General features: G+C 58.9%; 14 protein-coding genes. 6 read left to right on the top strand and 8 right to left on the bottom strand.

All coding sequences use genetic code 11. The features are described from left to right. Nucleotides 1-70: 70 nt before the first annotated feature. Entirely contained in the window at nucleotides 71-1,270 is a 1,200-nt protein-coding gene (locus IB213_RS14930; protein WP_191722055.1) for an ABC transporter substrate-binding protein, read from the bottom strand. Nucleotides 1,271-1,658: 388 nt separating this feature from the next. Between IB213_RS14930 and IB213_RS14925 the strand changes: the two genes are divergently transcribed. The 3 genes from IB213_RS14925 to IB213_RS14915 all read left to right on the top strand — a co-directional run bounded on the left by IB213_RS14925 (nucleotide 1,659) and on the right by IB213_RS14915 (nucleotide 4,279). Beyond that, nucleotides 1,659-2,429 carry a ferredoxin--NADP reductase gene (locus IB213_RS14925; protein ID WP_191722054.1) on the top strand — a complete coding sequence of 257 codons (771 nt, stop codon included), beginning with the start codon at nucleotides 1,659-1,661 and terminating at the stop codon, nucleotides 2,427-2,429. Nucleotides 2,430-2,583: 154 nt separating this feature from the next. Continuing rightward, nucleotides 2,584-3,390 (top strand): IclR family transcriptional regulator, encoded by an 807-nt coding sequence (locus tag IB213_RS14920; protein ID WP_192407509.1) that lies wholly within the window; start codon nucleotides 2,584-2,586, stop codon nucleotides 3,388-3,390. Between the two features lie 115 nt (nucleotides 3,391-3,505). Next, entirely contained in the window at nucleotides 3,506-4,279 is a 774-nt protein-coding gene (locus IB213_RS14915) for an SDR family oxidoreductase (protein WP_191722052.1), read from the top strand. A 185-nt stretch (nucleotides 4,280-4,464) separates the two neighbouring features. Here IB213_RS14915 and IB213_RS14910 read toward each other — a convergent pair whose 3' ends face one another. From IB213_RS14910 to IB213_RS14890, 5 genes are all read right to left on the bottom strand, one after another. Beyond that, nucleotides 4,465-5,631: an ABC transporter substrate-binding protein gene (locus tag IB213_RS14910; RefSeq protein WP_191722051.1), complete on the bottom strand. Its 1,167-nt coding sequence runs from the start codon at nucleotides 5,629-5,631 to the stop codon at nucleotides 4,465-4,467. A gap of 126 nt (nucleotides 5,632-5,757) precedes the next feature. After that, nucleotides 5,758-6,465, bottom strand: coding sequence for an ABC transporter ATP-binding protein (locus IB213_RS14905; RefSeq protein WP_192407507.1), 708 nt, complete (start codon nucleotides 6,463-6,465; stop codon nucleotides 5,758-5,760). Next, the gene (locus IB213_RS14900) at nucleotides 6,452-7,216 is read right to left on the bottom strand and encodes an ABC transporter ATP-binding protein (protein WP_191722049.1); all 765 of its coding nucleotides are present in this window, start codon (nucleotides 7,214-7,216) and stop codon (nucleotides 6,452-6,454) included. The genes IB213_RS14905 and IB213_RS14900 overlap by 14 nt, the downstream gene beginning before the upstream one ends. Further along, complete coding sequence (locus IB213_RS14895) at nucleotides 7,203-8,177, bottom strand: branched-chain amino acid ABC transporter permease (RefSeq protein ID WP_191722048.1); 975 nt, start codon at nucleotides 8,175-8,177, stop codon at nucleotides 7,203-7,205. The genes IB213_RS14900 and IB213_RS14895 overlap by 14 nt, the downstream gene beginning before the upstream one ends. Before the next feature lies 1 nt (nucleotide 8,178). Continuing rightward, complete coding sequence (locus tag IB213_RS14890; RefSeq protein ID WP_191722047.1) at nucleotides 8,179-9,042, bottom strand: branched-chain amino acid ABC transporter permease; 864 nt, start codon at nucleotides 9,040-9,042, stop codon at nucleotides 8,179-8,181. 299 nt (nucleotides 9,043-9,341) lie between these two features. On the opposite strand from IB213_RS14890, the gene IB213_RS14885 reads away from it, so the two are divergent. Then, entirely contained in the window at nucleotides 9,342-9,674 is a 333-nt protein-coding gene (locus tag IB213_RS14885; protein ID WP_191722046.1) for a YqcC family protein, read from the top strand. Nucleotides 9,675-9,781: 107 nt separating this feature from the next. Here IB213_RS14885 and IB213_RS14880 read toward each other — a convergent pair whose 3' ends face one another. Then, entirely contained in the window at nucleotides 9,782-10,693 is a 912-nt protein-coding gene (locus IB213_RS14880) for a YihY/virulence factor BrkB family protein (RefSeq protein ID WP_191722045.1), read from the bottom strand. Nucleotides 10,694-11,163: 470 nt separating this feature from the next. Here IB213_RS14880 and IB213_RS14875 point away from each other — a divergent pair, with 470 nt between their 5' ends. Further along, nucleotides 11,164-12,150 (top strand): tripartite tricarboxylate transporter substrate binding protein, encoded by a 987-nt coding sequence (locus IB213_RS14875; RefSeq protein ID WP_192407505.1) that lies wholly within the window; start codon nucleotides 11,164-11,166, stop codon nucleotides 12,148-12,150. A 72-nt stretch (nucleotides 12,151-12,222) separates the two neighbouring features. After that, the gene (locus IB213_RS14870) at nucleotides 12,223-13,188 is read left to right on the top strand and encodes a BMP family protein (RefSeq protein WP_192407503.1); all 966 of its coding nucleotides are present in this window, start codon (nucleotides 12,223-12,225) and stop codon (nucleotides 13,186-13,188) included. Nucleotides 13,189-13,273: 85 nt separating this feature from the next. Here the strand turns inward: IB213_RS14870 and argE are convergent, their stop codons facing one another. Continuing rightward, nucleotides 13,274-14,434 (bottom strand): acetylornithine deacetylase, encoded by a 1,161-nt coding sequence (gene argE / locus IB213_RS14865; protein WP_192407500.1) that lies wholly within the window; start codon nucleotides 14,432-14,434, stop codon nucleotides 13,274-13,276. Nucleotides 14,435-14,931: the final 497 nt, after the last annotated feature.

The raw sequence follows: 14,931 nt of genomic DNA, 5'->3' as shown, positions 1-14,931 counted from the left end.
GGGTGCGAAAAAGCCACCCGGTGCAACAGCTTGCAGGCTGCGCATCCGCGTGGCTATCAGCAAAAGGCAATTATTGCGCGCTGGCAGGGCGCAGTTGCTTGACCTGCGCATCGGTAGGCTGGTAATCCTTGCCATCGGCATAGTAGAAGTCGGTCATCACGCCGCGCTTCATATCTTTGCTGTAGGTGGTCTTGCCCACAAACGCCCCCATGGTGGACTGGTTGTCTTGCGCACGGTACGTAATTACGCCCCATGGAGTCTGCACATCCAGCCCCTTGAATGCCTTGATCAGCGCCTCTGTATCGGTGCTGCCAGCTTTTTTGATGCCTGCAGCCAGTGACTGAATGGCGTTGTAGCCCACGATGGTGCCCAGACGCGGGTAGTCCTTGAACTTGCCTTGGTAGGCCTTCAAGAAGGCATCGTGCTCAGGTGTCTTGATGCTGTACCAGGGGTAGCCAGTGACGATCCAGCCCTCAGGTGCTTCGCTACGCAGGGCATCCAGGTACTCGGGCTCACCCGAGAGCAAGCCCACCACCGTACGGCCCTTGAACAGGCCGCGCGTATTGCCTTCACGTACAAACTTGCCCAGATCCACCGAGAACAGCACATTGAAAATCGCATCGGGCTTGGCGTCGGCCAGTGCCTGCACCACAGAGCCCGCATCAATCTTGCCCAGCGCAGGGGCTTGCTCCGCCACAAACTCGATATCAGGCTGGGCTTGTTTCATCAGCGTTTTGAAGGTGGCCACCGCCGACTGGCCGTACTCGTAGTTGGGATACACGATGGCCCAGCGCTTCTTGTTCAGCTTCTTGGCTTCTTGCACCAGCATGGCCGTTTGCATGTAGGTGGAGCCACGCAGGCGGTAGGTGTAGCGATTACCGTTTTGCCAGACCACCTTGTCAGTCAGTGTTTCCGATGCCAGGAAGAAACGCTGCTTTTGCTGCGCATAGTCGGTCAGCGCCATGCCCACGTGCGAGAGAAAAGAGCCGGTCAGCACGTCAATTTTTTCACGCGCATATAGCTCCTCGGCAGCTCGCACGGCATCACCGGGGCTGGCGTTGTCATCGCGCGTAATCAGCACGACTTTTTTACCCAGCAAACCTCCATCGGCATTGATCTGCTCGACTGCCAGCTCCATGCCTTTCTTATAGGGTTCGAGAAAAGCAGGCATAGCTTTGTAGCTATTAATTTCGCCAATCTTGAGCACGCCTTGTGCCCATGCCGGTGCCGCAGCCACCGCCAGCCAGGCCATCGTCCAACGTATCTGCATTTGTCATCCTCCTTGGCGCTGTTGCGACGTCGGCCTCAAGACGCCGTGCACAGCTTTTATTAATGCTCAAAATGAGCATTAATTAGTTAAAAAAACGTGCCGCCAGCCGCAGCACATACCAATCTTTTTCTCAAACAATGATTATTGTCAAGCAACCCACCCCGCATGGCAAGCACGTGCTTATAACTAATCCATATCAAACCAAAGACCGCAATCCTGCCTTAAAGCCGTCATTTCTCGGACAATAGCGGATTCATCCGCATGAACGCCAGCCCGCCATACCCCGCACCTCCAGCGCCAAACGCGCAGTCTCGTTGGGTTCGCCACCTGGCTATTGACGCCCGGGCATGCATTGCCCATTTTTGCATCCTCTGCCATCAGTTCCACCATGAGTGCTTTTCTCGAAGAACGCGTCCTTTCTGTTCACCACTGGACCGACCGCCTTTTCTCTTTCACCACAACCCGTGACACTGCGCTGCGTTTTTCCAACGGCCACTTCACCATGATTGGTCTGAAGGTCGACGGCAAGAACCTGCTGCGCGCCTACTCCATTGCCAGCCCGAACTACGAAGAGCACCTGGAATTTCTGTCCATCAAGGTGGAAGACGGCCCACTGACTTCACGCCTGCAGCACATTCAGGTGGGTGACACCATCATCGTCGGCAAGAAGCCTACGGGCACACTGCTGATCGACTATCTGCTGCCCGGCAAGAACCTGTACCTCATCGGCACCGGCACGGGTCTGGCACCTTGGCTGGCCGTGGCGCGCGACCCCGAAACTTACGAACGCTTTGACAACGTAGTCGTTGTGCACGGTGTACGTGAGGTCAAGGAGCTGGCTTATATGGAAATGTTCGAGCAACTGCCCGAGCACGAATTCCTGGGCGACATCGTCAAGGGCAAGCTGCATTACTACCCCACCGTGACGCGCGAGCCTTTCCGCAATCAGGGCCGCATCACCGACCTGATCAACAACGGCACCTTCCCGCAAAACTTGGGCTTGCCTGCGCTGAACCCCGAAACCGACCGCGTCATGCTGTGCGGCAGCCCCGCCATGCTGGCCGACCTGAAGAAGATGATGGAAGAGCGCGGTTTCAAGGAAGGCAACACCACCACGCCCGGTGACTTCGTGATTGAACGCGCTTTCGTCGAAAAGTAAGCCCTGCTTTGCTGCGACACCCCGCCTGCCCATGCACTGCATCGGCAGGTTTTTTATTGCGCAGCCTCTCAAGGCATGTGGGCAGGCATCAGGGCCGCTTTTGTCAGCAAAAGCCCTGTAGCGCGACAAGTGCGCTGTTTCCATAATGCGCAGCATGCCTGTTTCTCTCGCCCCTGCTGCTGCCCAAGACCAGTCCGACCGCAACTATGTCACCGCCCTGGCGCGGGGGCTGGATGTGCTGTCTTGTTTTCGCTCCGGTGAAAAACTGCTGGGCAACCAAGACATTGCCAAACGCTGTGGTCTGCCCAAATCTACGGTCTCGCGCCTGACACACACGCTGACGTTGCTGGGCTATTTGATCCATGTGCCCGATGAAGGCAAATACCGCCTGGGCACATCCACTCTGGCGCTGGGCAGCGCCATGCTGTCGGGGATGGATGTGCGCAAGCTGGCACGGCCGTTGATGCACAAGCTCAGCGATCTGACGCAGACAGAGGTGGCCCTGGCCACACGGGACCGGCACAACATGCTCTACATCGAGCACAGCCCCAGCCCGCTGCCCATGGATTCAGATTTGGACATTGGTACACGACTGCCTCTGGGCACCACCGCTATTGGCCGCGCCTGGCTGGCGGCCTGCCCACTGGGTGAGCGCCAGCAAGCTCTGGCCTACCTGCAAGCCCATGCCCCAGACCAGTGGGCCGCCGTCGAGCAGCAGCAGCACCAGTGGCCGCAGTACCAGGACAGCCCGCACCCGTGGCTGACCACTTCGTTTGGCGACTGGCTGCCGCACGTCAATGCGATTGCGCTGGCATTCTCACCTGGCAGAGGGCTGCCGCTGATGGCCATCAGCTGCGGTGGACCCTCGCGCCTGATTTCTTCAGACATGCTGCTGCACCGTGCCAAACCCGAGCTGGAGCGCATGGTGCGCCGCTTGCAGCAGGCCATTTACCGAGCGTAATCCCGCACGTTTCCAGTAGCCAAGAAGACAGCTTTTTTGCCGCCCAAATCCTAGGATGTTCTCTAGAGCGTTCCGCCCAGCGGATCGACTTTTCCACCTTCAAGGAGACACAAGCATGAGCGTCAAACAACTGTTCGATCTGTCTGGAAAAACAGCCCTGATCACCGGAGGATCACGCGGTCTGGGCCTGCAAATGGCCGAAGCTCTGGGCGAGATGGGCGCCAGACTGGCAATCACCGCCCGCAAGGCCGACGAACTGGCGCAAGCCAAGGCACACCTGGAAGGTCTGGGTATCGAAGTGTTCACCTTCGCCAATGATCTGCAAAAGTTCGACGCGATTCCAGGCTTGATCGACGATGTACTGGCCCAGCTGGGCACCATCGACATTCTGGTCAACAACGCAGGGGCGACCTGGGGTGCCAAGGCCGAGGATTACCCGGACGAGGCGTGGAACAAGGTGATGAACCTCAACGTCTCAGCGCCTTTCTTCTTGTCACGCGAAGTGGCACGCCGCGTGATGATTCCCAGGGGCCAGGGCAACATCATCATCACCGCCTCGGTGGCTGCGTTCAAAGGCACACCACCGGGCATGAACACCGTGGCCTACAACACCTCCAAAGCCGCGGCCGTGCATCTGGCGCGCACGCTGGCATCGGAATGGGGTCCGTACGGCATCCGCGTCAATTCCATTTGCCCGGGCTTTTTCCCCAGCAAGCTGGCAAGCGGCCTGATCGACAAGCTGGGTGACCAGCTCATCGCACGTGCTCCGCTGCGCCGCATTGGTGGCGAAGAAGATCTGAAAGGTGCGGTGGTTTATCTGGCGTCTGACGCTTCACGCCACATGACAGGTCAGGCGCTGGTGCTCGATGGTGGCTCCAGTCTGATTTAAGAATCACCAAAAATAAGAGCTGTCAGCGCTTGCCCATCAAGCACTTCAAATACAAAACTATCTGAAGTGCTTGATTTCATTGCGTTAGCAGCTCATTTTTTCTACGCACCAGTAGATAAAGTCAAATAAAAAAAGCGCAGCCCGTAGCTGCGCTTTTCACATATACCGACTGGTCGGGTTAGAGATTACTTGGCGGTATTGACCACCGTGATCTTGCCGTCTTTCACAGCGCCACCACGCTCCCTGGTCAGCGTGCCGCCCGCCGCATCGACGCCCAGCACACCACCCGGGTTCACTTCGGCAGACAGCCCTTTGTACGCAGCGTCCAATTTGGCATGAATGGCTGTGGCATCGCTGGCCGAGCCAGCCAGCTGCATGGCCTTGGCCGTGGCATGTACTGCGCTGTAGTTCCACAGCGCTTCAGAGCCCGGCACACGCGCATTGAACTTTTTGCCAAAACGCTCAATGAAGGCCTTGTTCACCGGTGATGGATCGGCCGAGACGGGCAACACGCCAATTGCACCTTCCAAAATGCCCGTGCCACCCACCACACGCGCCATCTCATCGAGCTTGGCCTGGTCCATCACCATAAAGCCGCCCTTGAAACCCAGTTCACGCGCTTGCTTGACCACCAGCGCGGTGGGTTCGGACGCACCGCCTACAAACAGCACATCGGGCTTGGCGGCCAGCGCCTTGCTCACACCGCTGTAAAAATCGGTGGCGCGGTTGTAGCTCATCGGGTTTTCGGCCACCACCGTGCCCCCCAGCTTTTCCCAGCCCGGCTTGAATGCCGCAGCCCACGCCTTGGCGTAGTCATGGTCTGCGCCCACCAGCGCCACCTTCTTGCCGTATTGCTCCATCAGGTATTTGGAAAACGGCTCGATGTAGGTGGTGAATTCAGGCGGAATGCGCAGCGTCAGCTTGTTGCCGCGGTTGGTGATTTGGGGCACCGAGCTGTAGGCCAGCACGATGAAGTTATTGCGCTCATTGGTCGTCTGCGCGGCAAAAATACCGCCCGAGTGCGGCACCAAGATTGCCGCCGTCTTGTGCTGCTGCACCAGACGCTGCGCGTTGATGGCTGTCTCGGAAGGGTTGTATTTATCGTCCAGCGCAACGATCTCGAACTTCACCTTCTTGCCACCCACTTCCAGGTTGGCTGCGTTCAGCTCATCGGCCGCAAGCAGCATGCCGTCCAGGGCATTTTTCCCGTACTGCGCAGCACCGCCGGACAGCGGGCCAGAGTAGCCAATTTTGATCACGTCCTGCGCCATGGCCGGACCTGCAAACACGGCGGCACAAGCCAGTGCCAAAGTGCCCAGCTGGCGACGATTCAATCGAGAAATTGCACGCATGGTTGTCTCCTTTTATATGGGTGGTATTGCGTTGCCTAAATCAGAAAAACCGGTACTCCAAAAGCCCCGCAGCGGTGATACAGCTGCCGTGATGGAAGGCGCTCACTGCCACGAAAGATGCCTGCGTTAAGCACCGATGTATGCCTTGCGAATCGAGTCATCGGCCAGCAATTGTTCGGGCTTGCCTTCACGCACAATGCGCCCGCTTTCCATCACGTAGGCACGGTGTGCAATCTTCAAAGCTGCAAAGGCGTTTTGCTCTGCCAGCAGCACCGTGGTGCCACTTTGGTTGATGCGCTGGATCACCTCAAACATCTGCTTGATCACCAGCGGGGCCAGGCCCAGCGACGGCTCATCGAGCAGCAGCACTTTGGGCCGGCCCATCATGGCGCGGCCAATCGCCACCATCTGCTGCTGGCCACCCGACAGAGAGCCGGCCGCGTCATCTTTCTTGTCACGCAAGATGGGAAAGAGCGCGTACACCTCTTCCAGAATGCGCTTGCTGGGGCCTGTATCTCCACGGTGCACGTAGGCTCCGAGCTCCAGGTTCTTTTGCACACTCATGTGTGCAAACAGCTTGCGCCCCTCGGGGCACTGCACCACACCCGCTTCAACAATGGTGGAGGGCTTGCTGCCCACCAGTTCCTGCGCTCCCCAGGTGATGGAGCCGCCCGCAGCTTTGTGGATGCCACTGGCTGTCAAAAACAGCGAACTCTTGCCTGCGCCGTTGGCACCCAGCAGTACCACCAGCTCGCCTTTGTCTGCATGCAGGCACACCTTGTCGAGCGCTAAAAAGCTGCCGTACTTCAGCGAGACGTTGTCAAATTTCAGCATGCTCGCTCCCCAGATACGCATCAATCACCGCAGGGTTGCGGCGGATTTGTGCGGGTGTGCCTTCGGCAATTTTTTCACCGTAACTGAGCACCAAAATTTTGTCGGCCAGACTCATGATCATGTTCATCTTGTGCTCAATCAGCGCCACCGTCATGCCGTGTTGAACAAACTTGCGGATCAGCTCCGCCAGGCCCTCGGTTTCTTCTGGATTCACGCCCCCGGCGGGTTCATCCAGCAGCAGCAGCTTGGGGTCGGTGGCCAGCGCCAGCGCAAAGGCCACGCGCTTGCGCTCTTCTTGTGTGATGTCGCCCGCCAAGCGGTGGGCAATGTGGGACAGGCCCACAAAATCCAGTGCTCCACGCGCTTTTTCGCGGCAGACACGCTCTTCTTCGCGCAGCCGGCTGGAGCCACGCAGCACGTCCCACAGACCGGATTGCGTGCGCAAACGGTGACCGACAATAAGGTTGTCCAGCACCGACGCTTTATCAAACAGCGAGGTGGTCTGAAAGGTGCGTGCCACGCCCAGCTTGGCCACCTGATCGGGGCGCAGTGACGTCACGTCCTGGCCGTTGAAGGTGATGGTGCCGCTGGTGGGCTTGTGCATGGAGCTGATCAGGTTGAAGAACGTCGTCTTGCCTGCGCCGTTGGGCCCGATGATGGCGTTGATCTTGCCAGCCTCAATCACGGTGCTGACGTCGTTGACCGCTGCCAGCCCGCCAAACTTCTTGGTGAGTTTTTCAATCTTGAGCATGGGGCTTGCCCTCCTTTGCATCGCGACGCGCACGCCACGCCAGAAAACTACCCACAATGCCGTAGGGCAAAAAGATGACCAGCGCCACCAAAATGGGGCCAAACACAATAAAACGGTACTCCTGCAGGAACTGCAGCGACTGCGTCAGCCACGGCATGCCAATGGCTCCCAGCAGCGGGCCCAGCACGGTTCCAAGGCCACCCACCATGGCAAAAATCATCATGTCAAAGGTGTGATGCACACCGGCCATGTCCGGCCCGATAAAGCGCACAAAACCCGCATACAAACCGCCGGAAATGCCTGCGTAGAACACGCTCAGCATGAAGGCCAGCATTTTGTTGCGCATGAGGTTGATGCCCAGCGCTTCGGCCAGCTCGTCACTGTTGCGGATCGCAATGAATGTGCGTCCCAGCAGCGATTTGACGATGCGCCGCATCACCCACACCAGCACCACCAATATGAAGAGCACCAGGTAATACAGACGCAAAGGTGTGTCGAATGTCAGTCCACCAATGGCTTCTGGCTCCGGAATGCCCATGATGCCCACCGTGCCGTGGGTCAGGCCGTCCCACTTTTCGATCACGAGAAACATGATGTAGCCCACGCACAGCGTGAAGATGGAGAAGTAGTGCCCCTTCAAGCGCAGTGACACCAGACCAATGAAGTAGCCCAGCACTACGCAGATGACCCCCGACATCAGCAGCGAAGCCCAGAAGGTCCAGCCGTGGTCCACCGTCAAGATGCCTACGGTGTAGGCACCGACCGCCATGAAGCCAGCGTGCGCCAGATTCAGCTGGCCGGTGTAGCCCGTAATCAGATTCAAGCCCAGTGTGGCAATGGCAAAAATATAGGCCGTGCTCATCACGGTGAGGTGGTAGTCATTGCCCGCAAGCCACGGGAAAGCCAAGCTGGCGGCCAGCAACAGCCCCCAGGCCCATTTGCTATCGATAAAGCCTTTCATCTCAGCGCCCCTTCTTTGCAAACAGGCCCTGTGGGCGCATCGACAAAATGACCACCAGCAGAACAAAAGCAATGATGTCCTTGTAGTCGGTGGAGATGTAGTAGGCACCGAAGCTCTCGGCAAAACCAATGATCAGCCCACCCAGCACCGCGCCAGGAATGCTGCCCATGCCACCCAAGATAATGATCACGAAGGCCTTGGTGATCACCAGATGACCCATCGCCGGATACACCAAGTTGATGGGGGCATACAGCGTTGCAGCCAAGGCCGCCAGTACGCCAGAGATGGCAAACGTCATCATGGCAACACGGTTGGCATCAATACCCACCAGCGATGCACCCTCGCGGTTTTGCGCCATGGCAACAATGGTGGAACCGATGACCGTCCGCGTCAGAAACAGATGCAATGCCACCATCAGCGCAAAGGCTGCACCAATGATCAGCAGACGCTGCGCAGGCACGGTCAGCTCCCCCATGGAGACGATACTGGTGTAAGGCGTTGGCATGCGCTGAAAGTCAGCACCCCACAGCACTTGCGCGCCGGCTTCCAAAAACAGCAGCAGACCAATGGAAGCAATCTTGGGGTGCAGGGGCGAAGCGTTGCGCAGCGGGTTAAATACCAGCCGCTCGCTCAAGATACCGAGCACGGCCACCGTTACCGCGGCCATCAGCATGGCTGCCCAGTAGCCCCAGCTCCATGCGACCATGGCGTGTAAAGCAACAAACGCACCGATCATGTAAAAACCGCCGTGCGCAAAGTTAGGCACATGCAAGATGCCGTACACCAGCGTCAGGCCCAGCGCCACCAGCCCATAGATTCCGCCCAATGTCAGGCCATTGAGCACTTGCTGCAAAAAAGCGTCCATCACACTCTCCCGCTGCATTGGCCGCACTGCATTAATGCGGTGAGCACCTTGGTGTTGTCATGCATCCCTGTCTCCTTGTCTGTTTTGGCAGACCCGTGTTTCCACCGGCTGTAAGTTCAGCGTAGGGCGACAATTTGCAAATAACCAGCGGAAAATTCCGCTGTGCGGAACTTGTCGGGCAAACCCCGAGAGATTTGATAAGCGGTGAGTAACGCAGTTGACGCGCGCTGCGGGAAAACCTTATGAGGGTAATGACGGTGGCGTGTCAGGACTTGAGGGAAAGCGCAAAATCATGGCCTATGAGCGATACACCCACCACCTTGCGCCAACAGCTGCAACAACTGGAAGTCGAACTGCGCGCGGCTTCGTTGTGGAGCGCACAGCCCCCCTCCCAAGAGGCCATGGCGTCCACCATGCCCTTCATGTACGACACCTTGCGCATTGAAGAATGGCTGCAATGGGTCTTTGTGCCGCGCCTGCATGCCTTGCTGGATGCTGACGCAAGCCTGCCCGGCAACTGCAGCGTGCACCCTCTGGCCGAACACGAGTGGACCAACCGGCTGCCCAGCGGCACCCATGCCCAGGCCTTGAAACTGCTGGCCGACATTGATGCCACGCTGAGCAAAGATTGATCTTGCCGCGAGCGCGCCGCCCCTACCGGGAGCGCGCGCATTCGCTTGCAGCCCAGCCACCAAGCGCGGGCACTGGCCGCATGAGTTTTGTGTCCTGCTAAGCCTGATTAAGACTGCTCTGCCGCGTTTCGCCGGGACTGCAGGTCCAAGGCCTTGGCACAGCTGGCGGCCAGCAGCAAGATGGCTGAGGTGACATAAATCCACATCAGCACCACCACCAGCGAACCTGCTGCGCCGTAGGCAGAAACCACCGCCGCCGTGGACAGGTACCACGCCAGCGCCTGCTTGCTGATGGTGAACAAGATCGCGCCCACCATGGCACCCAGCACCAGATGCCGCAGTCGGGGTTTGCGCCCCGAACCAATGCGCATCAGCCCGACAAACAGCAGCGTGATCACCACAAATGAAACGCCTTCATTGACCAGACTGATCAAGGCTCCCGGTGGCTCCATATCCAGCCATGTGCCTGCCAGCTGCGTGAACATCTGAATGGCCGTAGACAACAGCATGGCCACCAGCATCAAAAAACCCACCACCAGCACATAAGCCAGCCCGCGCAAGCGCAAGGTGGCCAGTTTCCACCAGACCTTCTGTGGCGGTGCAGGCTCTGTACTGCCCAGTTGCCACAGCTTGTCGAGCGCGTTTTGCAACTCAACAAACACCCCGGTCGCCCCAGACAACAGCAGTACAAAGGCGATGAGCGAAGCCAGCCGTCCCTGTGCAGGGGCCTGTGCACTGGTCATGGCAGCTTGCACCACGCTGGCACCGCGCTCACCCATCACATCACGCACTTGATCAAGTACCGTGTTTTCCACCACGCTGCGGTCCATCCACCAGCCCAGCAAGCCCACGATCAGCAGCACCAGAGGGGACAGGCTGAGCAGGCCATAAAACGTCATGGCTGCGCTCATTCGCATGCCATCGGCCTGCAGCCACAACTGCACCGCATCAATCAGCGGCTGAACAGGTTGAAGCAGGGACTTGCTGCGCTGCAGCCAGGAAGAAGAGCTTGTAGCCATCCCCGATTGTGTCGCCAACTGCGGCGTGCACGCTGTCAGCCCATGCCGATCGCTGAGAAGTCACCTGCGCTTCTCGCGCATTTGCGACCTGTGGTGCCACGCTGCTCACTCAGGGCCGTTCTGGTTTTAAAGAAGCAGCTGTCACCCTCACGAGCCTGGGAAATAGCGCTGCTTTGGCGCACAGAGCGGGTTTGGAGCGCCCAAGGTCCGCCACTCGGTACGCTTGAACGCGGCGTAGCGGCAAGGGCTTATTCCATCTGCATCAAAGACTTATGGGATGCCCCGCTTGGCACATGCATGTGCGCAGGTCGGGCGCAATCTTGCATATGCGAAAAACAAGTAACTAACTGCGGAAAACTTCTTTTACTTCACCAGCCGCAACAGCTCCAATCCCTCTCTTTGTAGAGAGGCCCGCGGCGATGGCACAGATGTTGCACCAGCTGCCGGACCTCAACGTGTGGAGAGATGAAATGTCGGTTGCATGGAAAAGGCGTCAATTTTTAGGGGCCATCGGCGCGACCATGGCCTGCATAGCGGGCACCAGCTGGGCGGCCACAACTAACTGGCCCACCAAGCCCATCAAGCTGGTTGTGACATTTCCCCCGGGCGGCTCCAGCGACATTGTGGCGCGCCTGCTGGCACCCAAGCTGGGTCAAGTGCTGGGACAACCCATCGTCATTGAAAACAAACCCGGCGCGGGCTCTTCCATCGGTGCCAGTTTGGTTGCACACAGCGCAGCCGATGGCTATACCCTGCTGGTGTCCAACTCTGCAGCGCTCTCGATTGCGCCGCACCTGATCACCCCTGCGCCCTACCACCCCGTCAATAGTTTTCAGCACCTGGGCTATATCGGTGCGGTGCCTACCGTGTTTGTGGTGCACCCCTCGGTGCCGGCCAATACTTTCGCCGAACTGGTGCAATGGATTCGTGCGCAAAAGCAGCCCGTAGCATTTGGCAGTGGTGGTGCCGCCTCTGTGGGCCACCTGGTGGGCGAGCAATTTGCCCAAACCCTGGGTCTGCCCATGATGCACGTGCCGTACCGCGGGGCTGGCCCCATGCGCTCGGACCTGATCAGCGGGCAAATCCTGCTGGCGATTGATGCGCTGCCCCAGAACATTCCTCTGGTGCAAAGCGGCAGGCTCAAGGTTCTGGCGGTGACTTCGTCCCAAAGAACTGCCTCTGCGCCTGACGTGCCGTCTATTGCGGAGCTGGGCTACCCGGAACTGGCGGGCGATAATTTTGTCGGTATCTCTGCACCCGCAGGGCTGTCTGGCGCCATCTCCACACGCATCACCGATGCTGTGCGCCAAGCGTGCAGCGACCCGCAAGTGCACCAGGCTTTGCTGCAACAAGGCTTTGCCTTGCAAAACCTGGATGCGCAGCGCTTTACCCAGATGGTGCAAACCCAGTTTCAGACCTGGGGGCCGATTGCACGCCGCACCGGCGCTGTCATCTGATCTTTTCTGACCAACCCTTGCATGCCACGCATGGCGCTCGCGTCCTGCGCGGCATGCCTTTGAGAGACTGGCATGACTGCTTCTTTCCGCACCGCTGTGGTGCTGTTCGGCCCCAAGGGGCAAGGCAGCTTTAATGAATCAGGCCTGCGTGGCGCCAGCCAGGCGCGCGCTGCAGGCTTCGATGTCGATGTGCACTGGATTGCGCCCTTGTCTGCGCAGGAGCGCGCCCACGACATGCTGCACCTGTGCGACAAAACCTACGATCTGATCGTGGCCCATGGGGGCCAGGGCGATGGCCCCGTGGCACTGCTGGCTGCGCAGTATCCCGGCCAAGCGTTTGTGGTCACCCAGGGCAGCCATCAGGCCGCCAACGTGGCCCGCTATGAAGTCCTGCAGGAGCAGTCCGCTTTTCTGGCCGGGGTGCTGGCAGCCCACACCACGCAAACGGGTGCTGTCGGCCATTTCTCCGGGGAGAAAGTGCCCCCGGGATTGCGCGGCCGTGCCGCCTTTGCCAACGGCCTGCATGCCGCTGGCTTTGCCGGTCATTTCGCGACGCAGTTTTGCGGCCACCAGCACCGCCCCGACTGGGCACGCCAGTGTGTCAGCGACATGGCACAGCAGACCCAGATCGACACCTTGTTCGCCATGATCGATGGCGGTCGTCCCGGCGTAACGGCAGCCTGCCGCCAGCATGGCATTCAGCAAATTGGCAACGTTCTGGACTGGGTAGAGCGCGACCCGCAAGTGTTCATCGCATCGGCCATCTGCGACTCTGGCGCAGCCATTCATGCGGCCATCAAAGACTTTGCACAATCGAGCCTGCCGCTGGGCGGTTACCGGGCCTTTGGTCTGGAGTCCCCCGAGCTGGTGCGACTGGTTTACAGCCCGCGTGTGCCGTCCAGCGCCAAAGCGGCGGTCGATGGTTTTGCAGCGCGTATTTTGCGTGGGGAAATCGATACGCTGCAGCCCTACGATGGCCCAGAACACCCGCTGCCCGAGGTGAATGCCACACACGACGAGGCCACGCCCACGTCCTGAATCCGCAGCCGCAGGATGTTCAAACAAAGCTGCCAGCGCCTACCTGATAAGCGCTGGCAGCTTTTTGCTGAAACCTTTGCAGCCTTTACAGAGACTGCCCCAGCTTGCGCAAGAAGTGTTCGCAATGCTCCAGCTGCGCGATGTCCACATATTCATTGGCCTTGTGGGCCTCGGAAATCGCCCCCGGCCCGCAAACCACCGTAGGCACCCCAGCTTGCTGAAACAGACCTGCCTCGGTGGCATACGCCACTTTGCGCTGCGCACGGTCACCCGTCAGCGCACGCACCAGTTCGCTGATGGCTTCGCCTTCCGCAGCATCAAACGATGGCGCACCGGCCAGCGATTCAAATTCAATCCGTGCATCGGCAAATTCCTGGCGCATGCGAGGCAGCAACTCTTGCTGCACATACGCCTCGACCTGCTGCTGAATGCCCTCGGGCGCAATGCCCGGCAGGTTGCGAAACTCATACGCAAACTCGCACAGCTCGGGCAGCGTATTCACTGCAATGCCGCCTCGGATCTGGTTGGTCGTCATGGTGGTGTAGGGCACGTCGAAAAAGCGGTCATACGGCCCATTTGCCTTGAATGCATCTGCCAGATCGCGGATGCGGCAAATCAGGCGGGCCGCATATTCAATGGCATTGCTGCCACGCGGTGTCAGCGAGGAATGTGCCGCCTTGCCATGCACCCTGCAACGCCACACGTTAATGCCTTTGTGGGCCACCACGGGCTGCATGCTGGTGGGCTCGCCCACAATGCAGCCATCCAGGTGCTGGCCTTGCAGCTTGAGCTGCGCCAGCATGATGGGGGCGCCGACACAGCCCACCTCTTCGTCATACGACAGCGCAAAGTGCAAGGGCTTGCTGCGGGGCATGGCCAGGAACTCTGGCACCAGGGCGAGTCCTGCAGCAATAAAGCCTTTCATGTCGCAGGTGCCACGGCCATACAACTTGCCATCGCGCTCGGTCAAGGCAAACGGGTTCGTGTCCCACTGCTGCCCATCCACGGGCACCACATCCGTGTGGCCGGACAAGACAATGCCGCCTTGGGTGCTGCCGTCGTGGGCTGGCAACGTGGCAAACAGGTTAGATTTGGCTCCATCCGGTGATTTGAACAACTGCACCTGCACGCCCTGCGCCATCAACGCATCGCGCACGTGTTCAATCAAATTCAAGTTGGAGTTGCGACTGGTAGTGTCAAAGGCCACCAGAGTTTGCAGCCAGCTGCGGGTATTGGGTGTAGACATGAACGATGCTTTGCAATGCGCTTGGCGGCACAGTGCCAAGCTGTTCAATGAGTGTACGTGCCCGTCACCAGCCCTCGCCGCGACAGCGGCTTTGCAAGCGCAGACCGCTTCTGCCGCCGGGCAAAACCTCCACTTCCCGGGAATATCCCTACTGCTCTGGATTACTTTCCACCTGCCACGGCTTCCACACTTGTTTACAGCCTGATAAGCTGGCGTCCGTTTTCTGCCCATGGAGTGATGGCAGAAAACCTTCTGGAATGGCTCCTTGCACTGAGGCAGCACTTCCAAGCAGCATCGCTCCGATTCTTTTACAGGCCCAACATAACAAGCCAGCAGTCCGCGCACGTGGGCTCGGTTTGGAAAGTCCTTCATGACAAACATTCACATGCTGAACTGCGTGGATGGGCCGCTGCTTCGGCTGCGCACCTAAGCCTGCAGGTCAGCGATTTCTTTCGCTCACCCCTCTGAACCACTCACTTTTTCTACATCTGCTGATG

Origin of the sequence: Comamonas sp. CMM02, assembly GCF_014851485.1 — a bacterium.
Classification (GTDB): Bacteria; Pseudomonadota; Gammaproteobacteria; order Burkholderiales; family Burkholderiaceae_C; genus Comamonas; species Comamonas avium.
The sequence above is the reverse complement of the archived record's forward strand: the minus strand, read 5'-3'. Positions and strand labels throughout refer to the sequence as shown.

Coding starts and splice junctions, on each gene's coding strand:
- IB213_RS14905 (WP_192407507.1), bottom strand. CDS start 6,465: ATGCTGAAATTTGACAACGTCTCGCTGAAGTACGGCAGCTTTTTAGCG.
- IB213_RS14915 (WP_191722052.1), top strand. CDS start 3,506: ATGAGCGTCAAACAACTGTTCGATCTGTCTGGAAAAACAGCCCTGATC.
- IB213_RS14880 (WP_191722045.1), bottom strand. CDS start 10,693: ATGGCTACAAGCTCTTCTTCCTGGCTGCAGCGCAGCAAGTCCCTGCTT.
- IB213_RS14875 (WP_192407505.1), top strand. CDS start 11,164: ATGTCGGTTGCATGGAAAAGGCGTCAATTTTTAGGGGCCATCGGCGCG.
- argE (WP_192407500.1), bottom strand. CDS start 14,434: ATGTCTACACCCAATACCCGCAGCTGGCTGCAAACTCTGGTGGCCTTT.
- IB213_RS14920 (WP_192407509.1), top strand. CDS start 2,584: ATGCCTGTTTCTCTCGCCCCTGCTGCTGCCCAAGACCAGTCCGACCGC.
- IB213_RS14890 (WP_191722047.1), bottom strand. CDS start 9,042: ATGGACGCTTTTTTGCAGCAAGTGCTCAATGGCCTGACATTGGGCGGA.
- IB213_RS14930 (WP_191722055.1), bottom strand. CDS start 1,270: ATGCAGATACGTTGGACGATGGCCTGGCTGGCGGTGGCTGCGGCACCG.
- IB213_RS14925 (WP_191722054.1), top strand. CDS start 1,659: ATGAGTGCTTTTCTCGAAGAACGCGTCCTTTCTGTTCACCACTGGACC.
- IB213_RS14900 (WP_191722049.1), bottom strand. CDS start 7,216: ATGCTCAAGATTGAAAAACTCACCAAGAAGTTTGGCGGGCTGGCAGCG.
- IB213_RS14885 (WP_191722046.1), top strand. CDS start 9,342: ATGAGCGATACACCCACCACCTTGCGCCAACAGCTGCAACAACTGGAA.
- IB213_RS14895 (WP_191722048.1), bottom strand. CDS start 8,177: ATGAAAGGCTTTATCGATAGCAAATGGGCCTGGGGGCTGTTGCTGGCC.
- IB213_RS14870 (WP_192407503.1), top strand. CDS start 12,223: ATGACTGCTTCTTTCCGCACCGCTGTGGTGCTGTTCGGCCCCAAGGGG.
- IB213_RS14910 (WP_191722051.1), bottom strand. CDS start 5,631: ATGCGTGCAATTTCTCGATTGAATCGTCGCCAGCTGGGCACTTTGGCA.